Consider the following 15,140-nt stretch of genomic DNA (forward strand, 5'->3'; position numbering starts at 1 on the left):
ATTACTCCGCTCCTTTTTTCTGCGTGTATATCTCCGCATCTTCTGATAATTGTCCAGCAGACCAATGTATTAAAATATCATCCAGCTCCAAACGCCGCACACGGATAGGGAGAATGCCCGCTTGTTCCAATATGGCGCTGGTCTCTCCGGCTGCCAACGTTACAATTCGCTGCAATCCGCCTTCGCTCTCCGTCTCTACCACTCCCGGAAGCTCCGATGCCTCCTCTGGCGTGCCTTCAAACCACATTTCTTTGCTATTTTCGAGCAAATGGTCTTTTTCCAGCTTGCCGAGCAGCTTGCCATCATGCATCAGGACAATATAATCCGCCAAACGCTTGATCTCGTCTATAATATGAGTAGCAATAATAACCGTTGTTTTGCCGTTCTCCATACAATCCCGCAGTTCCTCCAGCATGATTTTCCAGGCAAAAGGGTCTAAACCTGACGAAGGCTCATCCAGCAGCAACAAACGGGGATGAGGCGCCAAGGCTGCAGCCAGTTCAAACTTGCGGCGCTCTCCCTTAGACATGCGCGATAATTTCGTATGCTGAGGAACCTGAAATCGTTCCATCAGACGCTGAAAACGTGTTTCATCCCAGCCGGGATACCACAAGGCTCGAAAAGCCGCTGCTGCTTCTGCCGTGAGTTGATCTTCCTCACGGCTTGGCTGCTCTGACATATACCCAACCCATTGTCGTGTATCTGCCGGCATGCCGTCTGGATACGCTTGACCGAACCAACGGATTTCACCGGAATCCGGGTGGATAAGCTGAGTCAGCAGATGAATCAATGTACTTTTGCCCGATCCGTTATGTCCAGCCAAAGCGACTACATATCCCGGTTCAATGGTTAGATTAATCGGTCCAATTTCCCGGTTACCTCGGGTTTTATAGACTTGGCTCATCTCAATAATGGGTGTTTTTATCTGTATCCCCATAGGAACTTCCACATGATGATTTACTTCGTTCTTCACGGGCGTCACTCCTTCACTTGGACTTCATACCTTCTCTTCACCATTTCTGCGAAAAGCACTAACAATTCCTGTTCTGTCATCTGCACAGCAATGCCTGTGTCAATCGCGGTTTCCAACGCCTCGGTCACTGCTTTAAGGCGGTAACCTGAGCGCTTATCATCCTCAACCAGAGCTACGAAGGTGCCCGTCCCCTGCCGGGTACGAAGCAAGCCCTCGTTCTCCAAATCCTGATAGACCCGCCGGACGGTGATGACGCTGCAGCGGAGCGTCCCTGCAAACTCCCGAATGGAGGGAAGCAGCGTTCCCGCTGCAATCTGTCCGGTTACGATGAGTGAACGAAGTTGCTTTTCAATTTGTGCATACAGCGGTTCCGCGCTATTCTCATCAATTTGCACTGGTATATTCACCTGCTTCTCCCCCCCTTTTTATCTATCTTTGTACACATACCGCTAAGTTAAGTCCCGTTTCATAAGCCTACGCTGTGTCACCTTATAGGACACCCACATACCCAGAACTCCTGCCAGCAACGCTCCCCACATCACCGGAGACAACAGCTGCCATTCCTTGCTATAAAATGCCGTTAACGATACCAGATTGGCTCCACATACTCGAACTATAATCGTAACTATCCCACAAATGAGCATGATGACAATGGATAGCCAAAAGTAGGATTTTCCTCTTTTAAGAAATTCCAAATGAATATATATGGCTTGAATCAGCATGCCGTAGCCTATCCAGGTAAGTGCAAACGATACAAAGAAACCTGTACTGGCATATACCCGAAACGTAGCTGACAACGTAAACAATAGAGTGAAAAATATTACACTGTTCACAACAAACGCCAAAAGCGCCTGTTGAATTCGACTCATAATCACCGCATTCATCGGTATAGGCAAGGTGCGGAAAAAGGCTAGCATATGCGTATAGGAATCTTCCTGAAGATATTTAAATGCACGGCGGTTATAAATGAATCCGAGAAACGGAATCAACACGAGCATGATAAAATCGGCTACTGGACTCAAGTTTCCAGGTTCACCCCATTGCACACTTACTGCAAAACTCATGGTAAATCCCAAATACGCAATAAACAGCAATGTCCACAGCATGACATATGGATTGTTGCGAAAATCGTGCCGGTTAATCTTCCATGCCTGCTTGATGATTGTCATTTTCTTATCCTGATCCCTTCTGCACTGCCTGTAATGACGACCTCGTTCTCTCTTCATACGAAGTTATTATTACAGTAATCAGTGTTATTACTGTATATATCTTTATACACAGTATATAAACCATGAATTACAACTGTCAACACCTGAATGTAAATTGTGCGTACAATCACAAAAGCTCGTCAGAACCTATGCTACTCTGTAAATGATAAACGTTCTCAATCAAAGGGATGAATAAATGGATAAGATACTGCACTGGGATGAGCCGATATTTAACCTTGTTAACCGTTACCCCGAAGTGAAGGACATTATGGTAGAGCTGGGTTTTCACGATATCGCCAAGCCTGGCATGTTACAAACCGCAGGTCGTTTTATGACACTGTCCAAAGGTATTGCAATGAAAAAAGTAGCTATGGAAACCGTGGAAAGCACGTTTTTGCAACATGGTTTTACCATTCAAAAATAAAGGAGCTAACAATCATGAGCGAGCTAATTAACAACCGTGAACATACAGCACAGGAATTAACGGAACGCCAACAAACGCTAAAGGAAATTATAAAAGAATTACATGCCGGGAAAAGCGTGGAGGAAGTCAAAGCGCGTTTCGCAGAGGCTGTTGGCGGAGTAAGCGTAGCGGAAATTTCAGCTATGGAGCATGCATTGATGACCGAGGAGGGAATCCCCGTATCGGAAGTGCAGCGTCTTTGTTCCGTGCATACATCGATATTCAAGGGTTCCATTGAGGATATTCACCGTCCTTCAGGACCAGAGGAACAACCGGGACATCCCGTTCATACCTTCAAGCTGGAAAATCGGGAGATCGAACGATTGGTCAACTTCAAGTTGTCATTGCACGCGGACCAATTTCAAAAAGATGACAGCCCCAAAATTATCTACAAGTTACTGGAAGATTTAAGTCTGCTGCTCGATCTCGACAAGCACTATAGCCGCAAAGAAAATCTGGTCTTTCCTTATCTAGAACGCTATGGAATTTTTGGCCCAACCAAAGTTATGTGGGGTGTGGACGACAGCATTCGTGCCGCGATTAAGGAGGCAAAGAATCTGCTCACCGAATATAACGGAGATCGTGAACAGATTGGGAAGGCACTTGCCCATATCATGAGCGAAGTGAATGAAATGATATTCAAGGAAGAAAATATTTTGCTACCGATGGCACTCAGTAAGCTGACAGAGGATGAGTGGCTGAAAATAGCCCGGGAAAGCGAAGAAATCGGGTTCTGCCTGACCGCTCCCGAACGTGAATGGATACCTGAACGGGCAGAGGAACCAGCAGAAGCCCTTGAGCAAACGGAAGGCACATCTGGAACACCGCAGGGCTTCGTGCGATTCGAGACGGGGATTATATCTGTACAACAATTGGAACTACTGTTGAATCATCTACCCGTTGACCTGACTTTTATTGATGAAAATGATGTTGTTCGCTATTTTTCCCATGGTAAGGAACGAATCTTCGCGCGCACGAAAGCCGTCATTGGTCGTACCGTACAGAATTGCCACCCACCCCAAAGCGTGCATGTCGTTGAGAAGCTGCTGGAAGATTTTAAGGCAGGTCGCAAGGATGTTGAAGATTTTTGGATTCCAATCAAGGACAAATTTGTCTACATCCGTTATTTTGCCATCCGTGATGCAGAGGGCCGCTATCTGGGAACGTTGGAATTTACGCAAAATATCGCACCAATTCGTGCCTTGGAAGGACAAAAGCGTATTCTATCCGAATAGTATCCAACCGTAAGCCACCATGTTCAGATTTTTGCCACCCATATTTATAATATGTTGTTCTACTATAAGTTTGGCCCCCAGCCTTTCATAAAAAGTACATGCTGGATTATCTGCTAGCACCCATACGATTACAGAGTGAATATCCATACTATTAAAATGTTGAAGCAGACGTAAAAATAGTCTCTTCCCCAAGCCTAAACTATGGTATTCACTCAAAACGTAAATAGCCGTTATTTCTCCCCCATACGGGGGATATTCACCTGATTTTTCCGGCCCCCCACTCACAAATCCGATGATTTCCCCCTTCTCATTTTCAGCAACATATACCCGATGACCGTCTTCACTGGATAGATTCGCATTCCACAGTTCTGTTCTTTGCTCATAGGAAATCTGTTTCAGAACCTGGGCAGGCATTATATCTTTGTACGTCGTCTTCCAGCAATCTACGTGCACCTTGGCGATGCCCTCGGCATCTGATATCGTTGCTTCCCTGATGTTCATGTAAGTTCCACTCCTAGTTTCCAATATTATGCACTCTATTATATCGACGATCCAAATCTTGATCTATAATAAGGATATTCATTGTTTAGTGAAGTTGGATAGGATAGCCCGTTCACTACACTACTCGTTCATTACTGGGGGAGTCGACTTGAATAAAATTGTTTCATTTTATGTGCCGCTTGGCATTTCGTCATTAATTGCTGCACTAACGCATGTCATCGTCAATGCTGTGCTTGCTCGTTCGGAGCATCCTTCGTTTACATTAAGCAGCTATGCGGTCGCCGTCAGCCTGTGCCTGCTGTTGGAAACTCCGTTAACCGCTGTACGGCAAATGACCACGAAATTTGGTTATGATCGCAAGTCCGTTCATTCTATCGGTATTTTATGTACGTTCGTGGCTGCGGCTGTATTGATCATCGGCTGGAGCATCGGGTTGACGCCTGTAGGCAATCTGGTCTTTCAATATGTATTTGGCGTGTCCCCAGTATTGATCGAACCCACCAAGAACGTATTTCAGGTTCTTACTTTACTATACATATTAGTAGCTGTCCGTAACATATATCAGGGACTTATTATTAACAAGCACCGAACGGCATGGATGACATTCAGCTCGTCCATACGTATTATCGTCATGCTAATTGCTTCCTGGTTTTTGATCCGTGCTGGCTGGACGAATGACGGACGAGTCGGTGCCGCCATTTTTATTGCAGGTATTCTCATAGAGCTGGTCGTTACTTTTTTAGAAGGCCGGGTTCTCAAAAGAAAGCTGCCTCCTGACAATGGGGAGCAAACCATCCATCACGCGAAGCATCTCCTACCTTTTTACCTTCCTTTGCTATATTCGGCGCTGGTGCTGGTTATCCTGAATCCTTCCATCCAAGCTGCGCTGAACAATACAACTGATCCACTGTTGGCCGTGGCATCCTTTTCTGTAGCACTGCAAATCCTGAATCTATTTGTCTGGTTTTGCAGCTCTTTGCATCAAATTGTGATTCAATTTTATACGACCAAGCGCAGGGAAGTGCTGATATTTTTAAGCTTTTTGTCTATCCTGTCGCCAATGCTACTCCTGTTACTCTCCTTCGGATTTGCTGGCGATCCTGTGTTACGGAATGTATTGGGATTGGAAGGAGAACTGTTGCTAGAAACCAGAGGACTGCTTCGCATACTGGCTGTCTATGTTGCATTTTATCCTTGGGTGGAATATTTTATAGGACGGTCGATATTAATCGGTAATACTAAACCTATCTTTATCGGTAGGCTGTTTTCTGTGAGCTTTGCGATTCTCGCGCTTATTCTGTGTATCTGCTTTTTTCCAGGACTGGACGGCAAAGTAGCGGGAATTGTGATGGCTGTTTCCTCGCCTGTCGAGCTGGGAATTTATCTGTTGCTTTATCGTAAAATCTCTACAACCACAATGAATGTGTCATCCTGAAAAAACTTACCTAGAGAGCCTTATGCTAACGCCCCGCACATTGACTCCCTATGGCACATCTCTCTTTTACGAGGTCAAAATATAAGGACCGTTCTTTGTAATCGCAATCGTGTGCTCGTATTGAGCTCCCCAACTGCCGTCTGCTGTGCTGATGGTCCAGCCATCGTCCCCCCAGAGCACCGCGCCCTCGGTTCCTAGGGTAAATACCGGCTCAATGGTTATCACCATCCCTTCGCGCAGCGGTAATCCCGTTTTGGGACGACCATAGTGCAGAACCTCTGGCGGCTCATGCATTTGGCGGCCAATGCCATGCCCGATCAGAGGCTTGACGTTGCCGAACCGCCGCCAGCCTGCTGCTTTTTCCACAGCATGCCCGATATCCCCCAACGTCCTCCCCGGGCGGGCAACCTCGATCCCGCGCATCAGTGCCTTATGGGTCTGCCGCAACAGTCGTGCTACCGGGCGGCTAATGTTACCTACCGCATAGGTCCATCCTCGGTCAGCCAGCCAACCGTCCTTGTTAACCACAATGTCGATGGTCACAATATCCCCATCATGAAGCACCCGCTCCGAGGGAAAACCGTGACATACCACCTCGTTGACCGAAGCGCAGGTGGCATAAGGGAAACCTTTATAGCCCTTTTGTTCAGGCGTAGCTCCGCGCTTGCTTAAAAACTGCTCCACCCAAGCATCGATTTCAAGCGTTGTGATTCCCGGAAGAATACGACTTTCCAGCGTACGATGGCAATCTGCCAAAATACGTCCGGCCTCCCTCATGTAGCCGATTTCCTCCGGTGTTCGTATTGCTATCTCTATTGGAATCCGCCTCCTTTGAGCATACAAATTCACTAAACCTATCCCATTGTATGCAAGGCGGACACAAAAAAACCGTCTCCTCTGTGGATAGACGGTTTATAAAAGTCGTATTTCTAGTTTTTCGGGTAATCGAACCCTTTAAGATACTGAAGAATTTATGCGACCGAGTTCGTTTTCCACCACCATGGTCAACTCTTCCTCATACCCTCCTGTAATCCGGTATTTTCGCACATATTCCTTTACAAATTTTTTGGGATCCTTAGGCCGGAAAATTCGAGTCATTTCCCGCAGACTTTCCTTAACTTCATTGTGACCTTTCGTTGCCATGTAACTCCCTCCCAAAACGTTGAAAATAAGTGCTCCGTTGAAGAGAATGCCGAAAAGTATTGATGTCCTTATGCAGTGAAGTAGTATGTCTAATTGCAGCTTAGGTCGGGAACACCTTATACAAGGCATGTACCTGACACTATTATTAACCGAATTTCTTTTGGCTGAATCACTACCCCATTATAACATATTCAGATACAGCTTTCAGCTTTCCAGTAAATTTACATTGATTTTACCTATCTTTTACGCATCATGTCATTTTGGGTACTCAATCAGCTGTTGCACAGGGGGTATACCTTATTTATCGGTTTTTGGAGTGTATGTGTTTGGGGTAAAATAAATAAACATAACAAGGAGGGAAAAGGATGAGCCGCTTTGCTCCGCTGTTCACTGCACCTGTTGCCCGTATGTCTGCCCTGAACATAGGAACTTGTGAAGAGGAGGGCGTCAATGTCTCCCTACTTGATCAGGCAGACCGTGAAATCCAAGCCAAGTTTCCTAAAATGCACAGCTTCCTGCTACTACGCCACGGCAAACTGATCTGGGAACGCTATTATAACGGGCATGAAGTAAGCTCTCTGAACGATTTGCGATCCGCGACCAAAAGCTTCACTTCCACGCTCATCGGCATAGCTATGGCTCGTGGTGATATGCCCGGGCCAGAGACGGCTGTGCATAAGCTGTTGCCTGAGTATTTACCTAGGCGGAAGGAAACACTGCTAGAGCAGATTACGATTCGCCATCTGTTGACCATGACATCCGGCTTGTATTGGCAGACGGGTAAAAAGCTCGGAGAAGCCTTTATCCACCGTTTTCATCGCAGCAAAAGCTGGCCGTCCTTTGCCCTACGCTTACCTGTACAGGAGGATCAACTCGGTGTATTCCAATATCGTAGTGTTGATTCGCACCTGTTGTCCGTGCTGCTGACCCATTGTTGTGGGATTGACGCCTATGCGTACGCTCTCCAGCACCTGTTCGAACCCTTAGGTTTCGGGAGAAGTGGTTGGGCACAAGATCCAGAGGGCTACACCATGGGACACATCGGGCTATATCTGACATCGCGTGACATGGCTAAATTCGGCGATTGCTGCCTTCATCAAGGCAGCTGGAACGGAAAAGAATTGATTCCGGCCGATTGGCTGCATCAGGCGACACAGCGACAGGTTGAAGGGTATCCAGAATTCGGAGATTACGGATTCCAATGGTGGACAGGACGGCTCCACGGCATCAACTATGCGTGTGCGCACGGACATGGAGGACAGCAAATTTATCTTGTGCCAGAAGCGAACGCAGTCGCAGTATTTACAGCAGATAGCAAGGTGAGCCGTTGGAAAAATCCGCGAACACTGCTGGAGCGCTACGTTTTGCCAGCCGTATCCTCCCTCAACTTGGAACGTTCCTGAAATGAGCTTTAATGTGCTTATTGAATATAGGAGGCTAAACAACATGGAAGTCTCAGCACCAAAAATTCTAATATTATACGCCAGTTACGGGGAAGGCCATGTGCAGGCCGCTCGGGCGATTATGGACAGTTTGCGAAGACTTGGACGCTGCGAGGTACAACTTCTCGATCTGATGGCTGAATCTCATCCCTGGTTGAACGGTCTGACCAAATTTGTATATATGCAAAGCTTCAAAACCATTCCTCAGCTTTACGGCTGGGTCTATAATATTACGCGCGGTATGCAGGCAAAATCCGCCTTCGGCCATGTATTGCATTCATTCGGAATGCGTCAACTTACGCTCACACTGAAAAAGGAGTTGCCGGATCTCGTGATACATACGTTCCCGCAGCTCGCGCTCCCGGCGTTACGCCGCAAAATGGGAATGAATTTGCCTATTGTCAACGTGGTTACAGATTTCGATCTGCATGGGCGCTGGCTACATCCTGATATTGACCGCTACTATGTAGCCACTGAGGATATCCAGCAGGAAGCCGCCCAGCGGGGAATACCCATCGATCGCATTATCGCTACGGGGATTCCGATTCACGCTTCTTTTTATAACATGTTTGCTAACGAAATTCCTGTTCAGGAACAGGTAATTCCATCGCAACAGGCTGAGACTACTACACTACTCATAATGGCTGGCGCCTATGGCGTGCTATCCGGCATACTGGATATCTGTCGGCAATTAAGCCAGCTTCCTCAGTTGCGGCTACTCATCGTCTGCGGACGTAACCAGCAACTGAAAGCAGAATTGGATGCGCTGTATGCAGACGACCCGGACATTTACACCTATGGATTCGTGGACTTTGTTCCAGCACTTATGCGTGCGAGCAATCTGGTGATTACAAAGCCCGGCGGCATTACACTCTCGGAAAGCATTGCATCCGGTTTGCCTATTCTTGTGTTCAAGCCCGTGCCCGGTCAGGAGCTAAATAATGCTCTGTATTTGCAGCAAAAAGGAGCTGCCCGTATTGCGCGCACTACGGAGGAGCTGATTCAGCATTGTCTCGACCTGATTTCCATCCCCTCTCTTGCCGAAGAGATGACGCAGGCGATTGAGTTGCTTCGCAAGCCTCATCCCGCAGACCAGATTGCCGAGGATATTTTGCATCAGCTTGTGGATAAAAGACCTTCCGTACGGACAAATTAACGAAGAATAAGCCAGACGGAGGGGATACCAATGGAACGCGAAGGAAAGGATTTGCTCCCGCTTTCGGGTGAAAAGGTAGAAGTGGATGGTGTTTATATTGATGAGGATGGACATGAACAGCATTTGCACAGAGGTCAGCATTTTCCCTCTGATGTTGTTTTGGGTACTTCCGAGTGGAAAATGACCGAATACGCCTTTGATAATCATCATGAAGGACGTACTGATGAACGACTTATCCCCAAAAAGGATGACAAGAATAAAATGGGGAAAATCACACATCCGCGCCGCCATTTAAAAACTGGCGACCGATAATTACGGAAGTATATCCACAGTTACTCCCAATATGTTGATAGTTTGTGGACAATCTGTGTGCAAAGTGTGAGATATCGTTATATTGTCTACAGTTTGTGCACAAATTGTGCATAAAGCATGCTGTTTTTGTGGATAAATAGTAATGTGCGGTGGATAAAGTGCGTACAAGATGTGCAAAACCTGTGCATAACCGTGTGAATGGCTGAGCGAATCCTTTTCGTTCAGCCTTTTTCGTATTTTTATACACATTCTCTAATTCTTTTTTTACCGAGATCGGGTATGTTCGAACGAGAACATCGCTCCCAGAACGATGAGTTGCCCAAAAAGGACTCTATCCCATTAACGAAGACTAATCGAAAATTCGCAAATAGCGCATAGAGGAGTGTAAAATGGAAACGGGGACGAACAGAGTCAAAAGAGGAATTACCGAAATGTAAAAAGGCGTAGTCATCATAGAAATTCTCGCTTCAGGCGGGCGAACATATGCAGGAACGCGGTATATAGAAGCATCTAGCAAAACTCGTTGACCAAAATTTGGAGTAGGGGTGATCCGAATGGCATCTATTAAAATCCTTTCACTTAATGTCGGCATGCCCAAACAGATCCAGTTTAATCAGAAGGACGTTTCTACGGGGATATTCAAGTCGGCCACAGATGAATATTTGTATTTATCTTATCTAAACTTCGAAGGGGATGGGCAGGGCGATCTAGTTCATCACGGGGGTAAAGAGAAAGCTGTATGCGTCTATCCGTACGAGCACTATCCGTTCTGGGAAAATGAATTGCGGAGACCGCTCGATTACGGCGCGTTCGGGGAAAATTTAACGATAAAGGGTTTGCTAGAATCCGACGTTTGCATTGGAGACGTCTTTAAGCTTGGCAAAGCTATCGTTCAAGTTAGCCAGCCGAGACAGCCTTGCTACAAGTTGTCCATCAAGTACGGCGTACCGGACATGCCCTTGAAGGTACAGCAAACAGGCTACACGGGATTCTACTTCCGCGTTCTGGAAGAGGGAGTTGCCTCTAAAGCCGACGGACTATCCCTCCTTCATCGCCATCCGAAAGCAATTACGGTTTCATTTGCCAATCGAATTATGCATCAAGAGAAGGCTCATATCGAGGGTATTAAACAAATTCTCGAAGTGGAAGAATTGTCCTTAAACTGGAGAAATACGTTTCTAAAACGTTTGGCGGGAACCGAAACGGATTCTCGGGAAAGACTATCAGGCAATTCGTAAGGTGGAAGTGGTTCAATGAGTCTGCAAGCTCGTCTGGCTGCAGTCGAACATCGAATCTGCGAAGCTTGTGGGCGATGCGACAGAAGCGCAGTCCAAATGGGAGGCCCTTCAACCACAGAACGTGGCACTTTATCGGTCATTTGCAAACCAATAAAGTAAAAAAGGTTATCGCAAATTCGAGTATATCCATTCGCTGACCGCTTATCCTTTGTGTAGAGTCAACTTTTTTACCGAGATCGGGCATATCCTTCAATCCTGTCCTCATAGTTTGTATAGTACGGAGACTTAGCTTGAATCTTTTATAAAGGAGGATATGCCTGACATGTCAGTCTATAAGTCTTCCACAGGATTGGATGAAAATATAGCAGCTGTCCTGTGCTATTTGTTCGCCTTTATTGGCGCGCTGGCCTTTGTCATGCTGGAAAAGAAAAGTCGATTCGTATTATTTCACGCGCTGCAATCCATATTTTTGTTTGTCACCCTCATGATCGGGCATGTGCTTGTTGGATTCATTCCGCTGCTCGGTCCTTTCCTCGCTTCCCTGCTAACGCTGGCAAGCCTTGCCTTGTGGGTCATCCTGTTAATTCGCGCGGGACAAGGCAAGTGGCTCAAGCTTCCCTGGGTAGGCGATCTGGCTCTTCATCAAGCCCGGCAGTTGTGAAAACAACAAAAAACCTTGATCCTTAGCAGGATTCAAGGTTTTTGCTGTTTCGATGATTACTTTTTATCGCATGTTCGCTTCTTCTGTCCTATATGAATGTATCCCAGCTTATCTGGGTTGACCATTAAATAAAAACTCTGAATATGCTCCCCGTCCGGTGTCAGTCTGAGACATAAGGTTTCTCTCACTTTTCCGTCTTCCAGAAATGCCAGCTGAACCTCGCCATTGATGACGGTGTGGAACACATCTCTTTCTCGTAAAACGGTTAATACCCGACGAGAAGTCAACAGGGCAAGAACACCTTTGCGTACAACCATCGGTCTCATCACCGTATGCACATTACCTCCGCCATCTGACACGAATACAGGTTGTTCAGCCAGTAGTTCCAGCATAGCAGTCACATCGTAGGCAAGAAAGGCGGTTGTAAAACGTTCTAGTAGTTTTATTCGGGAAGAGTTGTTCACATTGCGACTGGACTGAGCCTCAAGAGCAGATTCTCCCGAAGATAGAATACGACGGGAGCGACTGAACAACTGACGACAGTTGCTCTCAGTCTTCCCTAGCAATTCTGCAATATCTTTGTAATCATATTGAAAAGCTTCCCTCAGCACAAAAACAGCCCGCTCTATCGGCTTTAGCTGCTCCAGCAAAACCAGAAAAGCGTAAGATATCATGTCTTTACGCTCTAACCAATCCGCAGGAAGATCTGCACTTTCACCCAACGGCTCCGGCAGCCACTGTCCTACATATGTCTCTCTTTGCTTGCGTGCAGAGTTCAACAGATTTAGACACCGATTCATCGTCATTTTGGCTACATAGGCTTTGGGATTGTGTAAATCATCCAGGGGCTTATTCTTCAGCTCGACAAAGCAGTCTTGAACTACATCCTCGGCATCTGTAACCGTTCCAAGCATGCGATATGCAATGGCAAAAGAATATTTGCGATATTTCTGATACAGCTCCTCCAGATTTACATCCACCGATTGTTGTTCAATTCTATGTTCTTTGCCAGACAAAGCATAGCCCCCTGTTCATTAAAGAATGCCCGGATACATCCCCGTTGCAATTGCAATCCGGTTCCAACTGTTAATCACGTTAACCGCGGTTATCAAATCTACGTATTCTTCCTCTGTAAAATGTTCTCTGACTCGATTGTACAAATCCGTAGGTACCCCTTGTTCAGAAATACGGGTGACCGCTTCAGCTAATTCAAGCATAACACGTTCTTTTTCCGTGAACAAAGGAACCTCCCGCCATAAGGCTAGCTGCAAAATGTGGTCAGCATAATCCCCCAGCTTGAGCAAATCCTTCGCATGCATATCCAGACAATAGGAACATCCATTGATTTGGGATACTCTAATTTTCAGTAGTTCATACAATACTTTGTCTGTAAAACGACCGGAAATATATTTTTCCATCTCCATCATTGCCTTGAACGTACTAGGACTCACTGCACTGTAATTAAATCTTAAACTCACGATACATCGCCTCCATTATTGGTTTACATATAGAAGACAAATGAACATGTGACTTTGTGACAAAGTGTAATACATCAATTTGGAATTGCCCTCAATTGGCATAGCATGTATTATAGATAAATGATTTTATGCAAAGAAGGTGAGCACTCACATGAGCGGAAAAGGTATTATAAAAGAATTTAAAGAATTCGCTGTACGGGGTAACGTGATTGACCTCGCGGTCGGTGTTATCATCGGTGGAGCGTTTGGCAAGATTGTCACTTCTGTGGTAAACGATATTATCATGCCTCCGATTGGTAAACTTCTGGGCGGCATGAATTTTCCAGACTTGTATGTAGCTTTACAAAATGCCGATCCTGTAAATGCTGACGGTACACGCATGACTTTGGCACAGGCCAAAGAAACAGGGATTGCGGTCCTCGCCTATGGGCAGTTCATTAACGTCCTGCTGGACTTCCTGATCGTGGCCTTCTGTGTGTTCATGCTGGTCAAGGGAATTAACATGCTGAAACGCAAAGAGGAAGAAAAACCTCCTCAGGAAAAAACGATTAAGGAATGTCCACATTGCCTGTCCGAAATTCCTGTAGCCGCAACCCGTTGCGCACATTGCACTTCCAAGCTGGAAGGGTACGTCGAAGCACGCTGACTCAACCCACACCTATATGACTACAACAAACGGCTTAAGACGGTATACCGTCTTAAGCCGTTTTGGTATGGTGTAGGAGATCTGATTAGTTGAAATTGGTGATAATGCCACGGGGTCTGACGGGCAAGCCCTCAGCGTACAGATGGGAAACATCACCGAAGCCGATGCAACGGGGAACTGCCCATTCCTGGGAGCGCTCATCAAACAAGATCGTGGTTACGGAGCTAGGCGGCATCCAAAAACCGGACCAGACCAAAGCCAATGGCAGCTCCAACAGATGAGCAAGCCAGGTCAGCCCGAAGCCGCCATGACAAAATACGGCCACCTGATCTTCGGTATGCTTCAGAATCCGGTACCTGCCCTCCACCCGCTCAAAGCCTTGCCGTTTCAGGAATTCATCAGAATGAAGCTTCAGCTGTTCGAAGATTTCGGGACTCTGCGTTCCCTGATAATAGGAAATCTCCTGCCAAGAGTCATGAGTCGGCAGGGGCAACTCGGAACGGATCACTTCACCAGGCAAATCCCAATGGGAAAGACGGCCGTATGGGGTTTCCTCCAGCTTTAGGGCCAGCTCCTGCGTCCAGTGTTCCACTTCATGAGTCATACCCAAAGACTCGGCAGTGTAGCGCATCGTATCCAAAGCCCGCCCCAAAGGAGAGGCATAAATTCGATCCAGCCCGTGACTGGAAAGCCGTTTGGCCAGTGCCTGGGCTTCCAAATGCCCCTCCGGCGTGATGGTGTTGTTGGGGTAATCGGGGTCTGCGTGTCGGATAATATACAATCTCATCATTGGTTCTCCGTTCCTATGAATGGCGACAGGATCGCTTTATCTCATTCCATCGATTAGTTCTCCTGATCTTTAACGTTTAATGTTTATTCAGCAAATTTTCCAAAATCGCGCGCAAATCCCTGTCTTCCTGGTAGACTTCCTCACCCGTATCCAGCTCAATAACCCGGATATATGTATAATTGGCTCTGACATCGACTGGTTTAAAAATCAATTCCTCCGGATTGTCTGGACGGACATCATAGCCCATATTTTTGAACATATCCGTGATTTGATCAATCCCCGGCTTGCCCCCACTTTCCAGCATAATTAACCCACGAAGTTCCTTGGGTTCCTCCGGATGCATGACTCGAAAATGTACTATACATTCCATGTAAAATCGCTCCTTTCAATCATAAACCTGTGTGATGTTACAAATCCTCATGTTCCCAGCATACCCCAAATGCCACTCCACATTCCACA

Annotated in this window: 19 protein-coding genes and 1 pseudogene; 10 read left to right on the plus strand and 10 right to left on the minus strand. The window is 46.5% G+C overall.

The annotated features are described in order from the left end of the window. Window position 1: 1 nt before the first annotated feature. Genes ACUYLD_RS11130 through ACUYLD_RS11140 form a run of 3 tightly spaced genes read right to left on the minus strand, consistent with a single transcriptional unit; the run spans window position 2 to window position 2,142 of the window. Window positions 2-937, minus strand: coding sequence for an ATP-binding cassette domain-containing protein (locus ACUYLD_RS11130; RefSeq protein ID WP_446675185.1), 936 nt, complete (start codon window positions 935-937; stop codon window positions 2-4). A 41-nt stretch (window positions 938-978) separates the two neighbouring features. After that, complete coding sequence (locus ACUYLD_RS11135) at window positions 979-1,380, minus strand: GntR family transcriptional regulator (RefSeq protein WP_013308618.1); 402 nt, start codon at window positions 1,378-1,380, stop codon at window positions 979-981. 42 nt (window positions 1,381-1,422) lie between these two features. Further along, entirely contained in the window at window positions 1,423-2,142 is a 720-nt protein-coding gene (locus ACUYLD_RS11140; RefSeq protein ID WP_442435321.1) for a hypothetical protein, read from the minus strand. Window positions 2,143-2,377: 235 nt separating this feature from the next. On the opposite strand from ACUYLD_RS11140, the gene ACUYLD_RS11145 reads away from it, so the two are divergent. Together ACUYLD_RS11145 and ACUYLD_RS11150 are read left to right on the plus strand one after the other, a co-directional pair. Then, the gene (locus ACUYLD_RS11145) at window positions 2,378-2,605 is read left to right on the plus strand and encodes a DUF1858 domain-containing protein (RefSeq protein ID WP_069291011.1); all 228 of its coding nucleotides are present in this window, start codon (window positions 2,378-2,380) and stop codon (window positions 2,603-2,605) included. A 14-nt stretch (window positions 2,606-2,619) separates the two neighbouring features. Then, on the plus strand, window positions 2,620-3,879 hold the full coding sequence (locus tag ACUYLD_RS11150; protein ID WP_250267366.1) for a DUF438 domain-containing protein: 1,260 nt from the start codon (window positions 2,620-2,622) through the stop codon (window positions 3,877-3,879). Here the strand turns inward: ACUYLD_RS11150 and ACUYLD_RS11155 are convergent. Next, window positions 3,868-4,380, minus strand: coding sequence for an N-acetyltransferase family protein (locus ACUYLD_RS11155; RefSeq protein ID WP_446675034.1), 513 nt, complete (start codon window positions 4,378-4,380; stop codon window positions 3,868-3,870). The two genes, ACUYLD_RS11150 and ACUYLD_RS11155, sit on opposite strands and share 12 nt — an antisense overlap. Window positions 4,381-4,528: 148 nt before the next feature. On the opposite strand from ACUYLD_RS11155, the gene ACUYLD_RS11160 reads away from it, so the two are divergent. Next, window positions 4,529-5,815, plus strand: coding sequence for a hypothetical protein (locus ACUYLD_RS11160; RefSeq protein ID WP_446675035.1), 1,287 nt, complete (start codon window positions 4,529-4,531; stop codon window positions 5,813-5,815). Between the two features lie 66 nt (window positions 5,816-5,881). On the opposite strand, the gene map is transcribed toward ACUYLD_RS11160, so the two are convergent. Together map and ACUYLD_RS11170 are read right to left on the minus strand one after the other, a co-directional pair. After that, window positions 5,882-6,664, minus strand: coding sequence for a type I methionyl aminopeptidase (gene map / locus ACUYLD_RS11165; RefSeq protein ID WP_446675036.1), 783 nt, complete (start codon window positions 6,662-6,664; stop codon window positions 5,882-5,884). A gap of 105 nt (window positions 6,665-6,769) precedes the next feature. After that, entirely contained in the window at window positions 6,770-6,958 is a 189-nt protein-coding gene (locus ACUYLD_RS11170) for a hypothetical protein (protein ID WP_007428354.1), read from the minus strand. Between the two features lie 365 nt (window positions 6,959-7,323). On the opposite strand from ACUYLD_RS11170, the gene ACUYLD_RS11175 reads away from it, so the two are divergent. The 6 genes and pseudogenes from ACUYLD_RS11175 to ACUYLD_RS11200 all read left to right on the plus strand — a co-directional run bounded on the left by ACUYLD_RS11175 (window position 7,324) and on the right by ACUYLD_RS11200 (window position 11,767). Next, entirely contained in the window at window positions 7,324-8,361 is a 1,038-nt protein-coding gene (locus ACUYLD_RS11175; RefSeq protein WP_446675037.1) for a serine hydrolase domain-containing protein, read from the plus strand. Between the two features lie 43 nt (window positions 8,362-8,404). Then, window positions 8,405-9,556: an MGDG synthase family glycosyltransferase gene (locus tag ACUYLD_RS11180; protein ID WP_446675038.1), complete on the plus strand. Its 1,152-nt coding sequence runs from the start codon at window positions 8,405-8,407 to the stop codon at window positions 9,554-9,556. 30 nt (window positions 9,557-9,586) lie between these two features. Next, window positions 9,587-9,868: a hypothetical protein gene (locus ACUYLD_RS11185; protein ID WP_061831084.1), complete on the plus strand. Its 282-nt coding sequence runs from the start codon at window positions 9,587-9,589 to the stop codon at window positions 9,866-9,868. A gap of 554 nt (window positions 9,869-10,422) precedes the next feature. Further along, the gene (locus tag ACUYLD_RS11190) at window positions 10,423-11,106 is read left to right on the plus strand and encodes an MOSC domain-containing protein (protein ID WP_336077933.1); all 684 of its coding nucleotides are present in this window, start codon (window positions 10,423-10,425) and stop codon (window positions 11,104-11,106) included. A gap of 119 nt (window positions 11,107-11,225) precedes the next feature. Next, window positions 11,226-11,323, plus strand: a pseudogene (locus tag ACUYLD_RS11195) (YggS family pyridoxal phosphate-dependent enzyme); the annotation flags it as partial. A gap of 105 nt (window positions 11,324-11,428) precedes the next feature. After that, window positions 11,429-11,767 carry a DUF4870 domain-containing protein gene (locus ACUYLD_RS11200; RefSeq protein ID WP_446675039.1) on the plus strand — a complete coding sequence of 113 codons (339 nt, stop codon included), beginning with the start codon at window positions 11,429-11,431 and terminating at the stop codon, window positions 11,765-11,767. Between the two features lie 56 nt (window positions 11,768-11,823). Here ACUYLD_RS11200 and ACUYLD_RS11205 read toward each other — a convergent pair whose 3' ends face one another. Both ACUYLD_RS11205 and ACUYLD_RS11210 read right to left on the minus strand, forming a co-directional pair. Continuing rightward, window positions 11,824-12,783 carry a sigma-70 family RNA polymerase sigma factor gene (locus ACUYLD_RS11205; RefSeq protein ID WP_446675040.1) on the minus strand — a complete coding sequence of 320 codons (960 nt, stop codon included), beginning with the start codon at window positions 12,781-12,783 and terminating at the stop codon, window positions 11,824-11,826. A gap of 18 nt (window positions 12,784-12,801) precedes the next feature. Further along, on the minus strand, window positions 12,802-13,245 hold the full coding sequence (locus ACUYLD_RS11210; RefSeq protein WP_061831080.1) for a carboxymuconolactone decarboxylase family protein: 444 nt from the start codon (window positions 13,243-13,245) through the stop codon (window positions 12,802-12,804). A gap of 151 nt (window positions 13,246-13,396) precedes the next feature. On the opposite strand from ACUYLD_RS11210, the gene mscL reads away from it, so the two are divergent. Then, entirely contained in the window at window positions 13,397-13,891 is a 495-nt protein-coding gene (gene mscL / locus ACUYLD_RS11215) for a large conductance mechanosensitive channel protein MscL (protein WP_061831079.1), read from the plus strand. 85 nt (window positions 13,892-13,976) lie between these two features. On the opposite strand, the gene ACUYLD_RS11220 is transcribed toward mscL, so the two are convergent. Continuing rightward, complete coding sequence (locus tag ACUYLD_RS11220; RefSeq protein WP_069291006.1) at window positions 13,977-14,678, minus strand: histidine phosphatase family protein; 702 nt, start codon at window positions 14,676-14,678, stop codon at window positions 13,977-13,979. 79 nt (window positions 14,679-14,757) lie between these two features. Then, the gene (locus tag ACUYLD_RS11225) at window positions 14,758-15,051 is read right to left on the minus strand and encodes a hypothetical protein (RefSeq protein WP_069291005.1); all 294 of its coding nucleotides are present in this window, start codon (window positions 15,049-15,051) and stop codon (window positions 14,758-14,760) included. Window positions 15,052-15,140 lie beyond the last annotated feature (89 nt).

This window comes from Paenibacillus sp. SER-28 (genome assembly GCF_052906305.1).

Bases quoted from the DNA above. Each gene is read 5' to 3' on its own strand.
- ACUYLD_RS11130 (WP_446675185.1), bottom strand. From the start codon at position 937: ATGGGGATACAGATAAAAACACCCATTATTGAGATGAGCCAAGTCTAT.
- ACUYLD_RS11140 (WP_442435321.1), bottom strand. From the start codon at position 2,142: ATGACAATCATCAAGCAGGCATGGAAGATTAACCGGCACGATTTTCGC.
- ACUYLD_RS11145 (WP_069291011.1), top strand. From the start codon at position 2,378: ATGGATAAGATACTGCACTGGGATGAGCCGATATTTAACCTTGTTAAC.
- ACUYLD_RS11150 (WP_250267366.1), top strand. From the start codon at position 2,620: ATGAGCGAGCTAATTAACAACCGTGAACATACAGCACAGGAATTAACG.
- ACUYLD_RS11155 (WP_446675034.1), bottom strand. From the start codon at position 4,380: ATGAACATCAGGGAAGCAACGATATCAGATGCCGAGGGCATCGCCAAG.
- ACUYLD_RS11170 (WP_007428354.1), bottom strand. From the start codon at position 6,958: ATGGCAACGAAAGGTCACAATGAAGTTAAGGAAAGTCTGCGGGAAATG.
- ACUYLD_RS11175 (WP_446675037.1), top strand. From the start codon at position 7,324: ATGAGCCGCTTTGCTCCGCTGTTCACTGCACCTGTTGCCCGTATGTCT.
- ACUYLD_RS11180 (WP_446675038.1), top strand. From the start codon at position 8,405: ATGGAAGTCTCAGCACCAAAAATTCTAATATTATACGCCAGTTACGGG.
- ACUYLD_RS11185 (WP_061831084.1), top strand. From the start codon at position 9,587: ATGGAACGCGAAGGAAAGGATTTGCTCCCGCTTTCGGGTGAAAAGGTA.
- ACUYLD_RS11190 (WP_336077933.1), top strand. From the start codon at position 10,423: ATGGCATCTATTAAAATCCTTTCACTTAATGTCGGCATGCCCAAACAG.
- ACUYLD_RS11200 (WP_446675039.1), top strand. From the start codon at position 11,429: ATGTCAGTCTATAAGTCTTCCACAGGATTGGATGAAAATATAGCAGCT.
- mscL (WP_061831079.1), top strand. From the start codon at position 13,397: ATGAGCGGAAAAGGTATTATAAAAGAATTTAAAGAATTCGCTGTACGG.
- ACUYLD_RS11220 (WP_069291006.1), bottom strand. From the start codon at position 14,678: ATGAGATTGTATATTATCCGACACGCAGACCCCGATTACCCCAACAAC.
- ACUYLD_RS11225 (WP_069291005.1), bottom strand. From the start codon at position 15,051: ATGGAATGTATAGTACATTTTCGAGTCATGCATCCGGAGGAACCCAAG.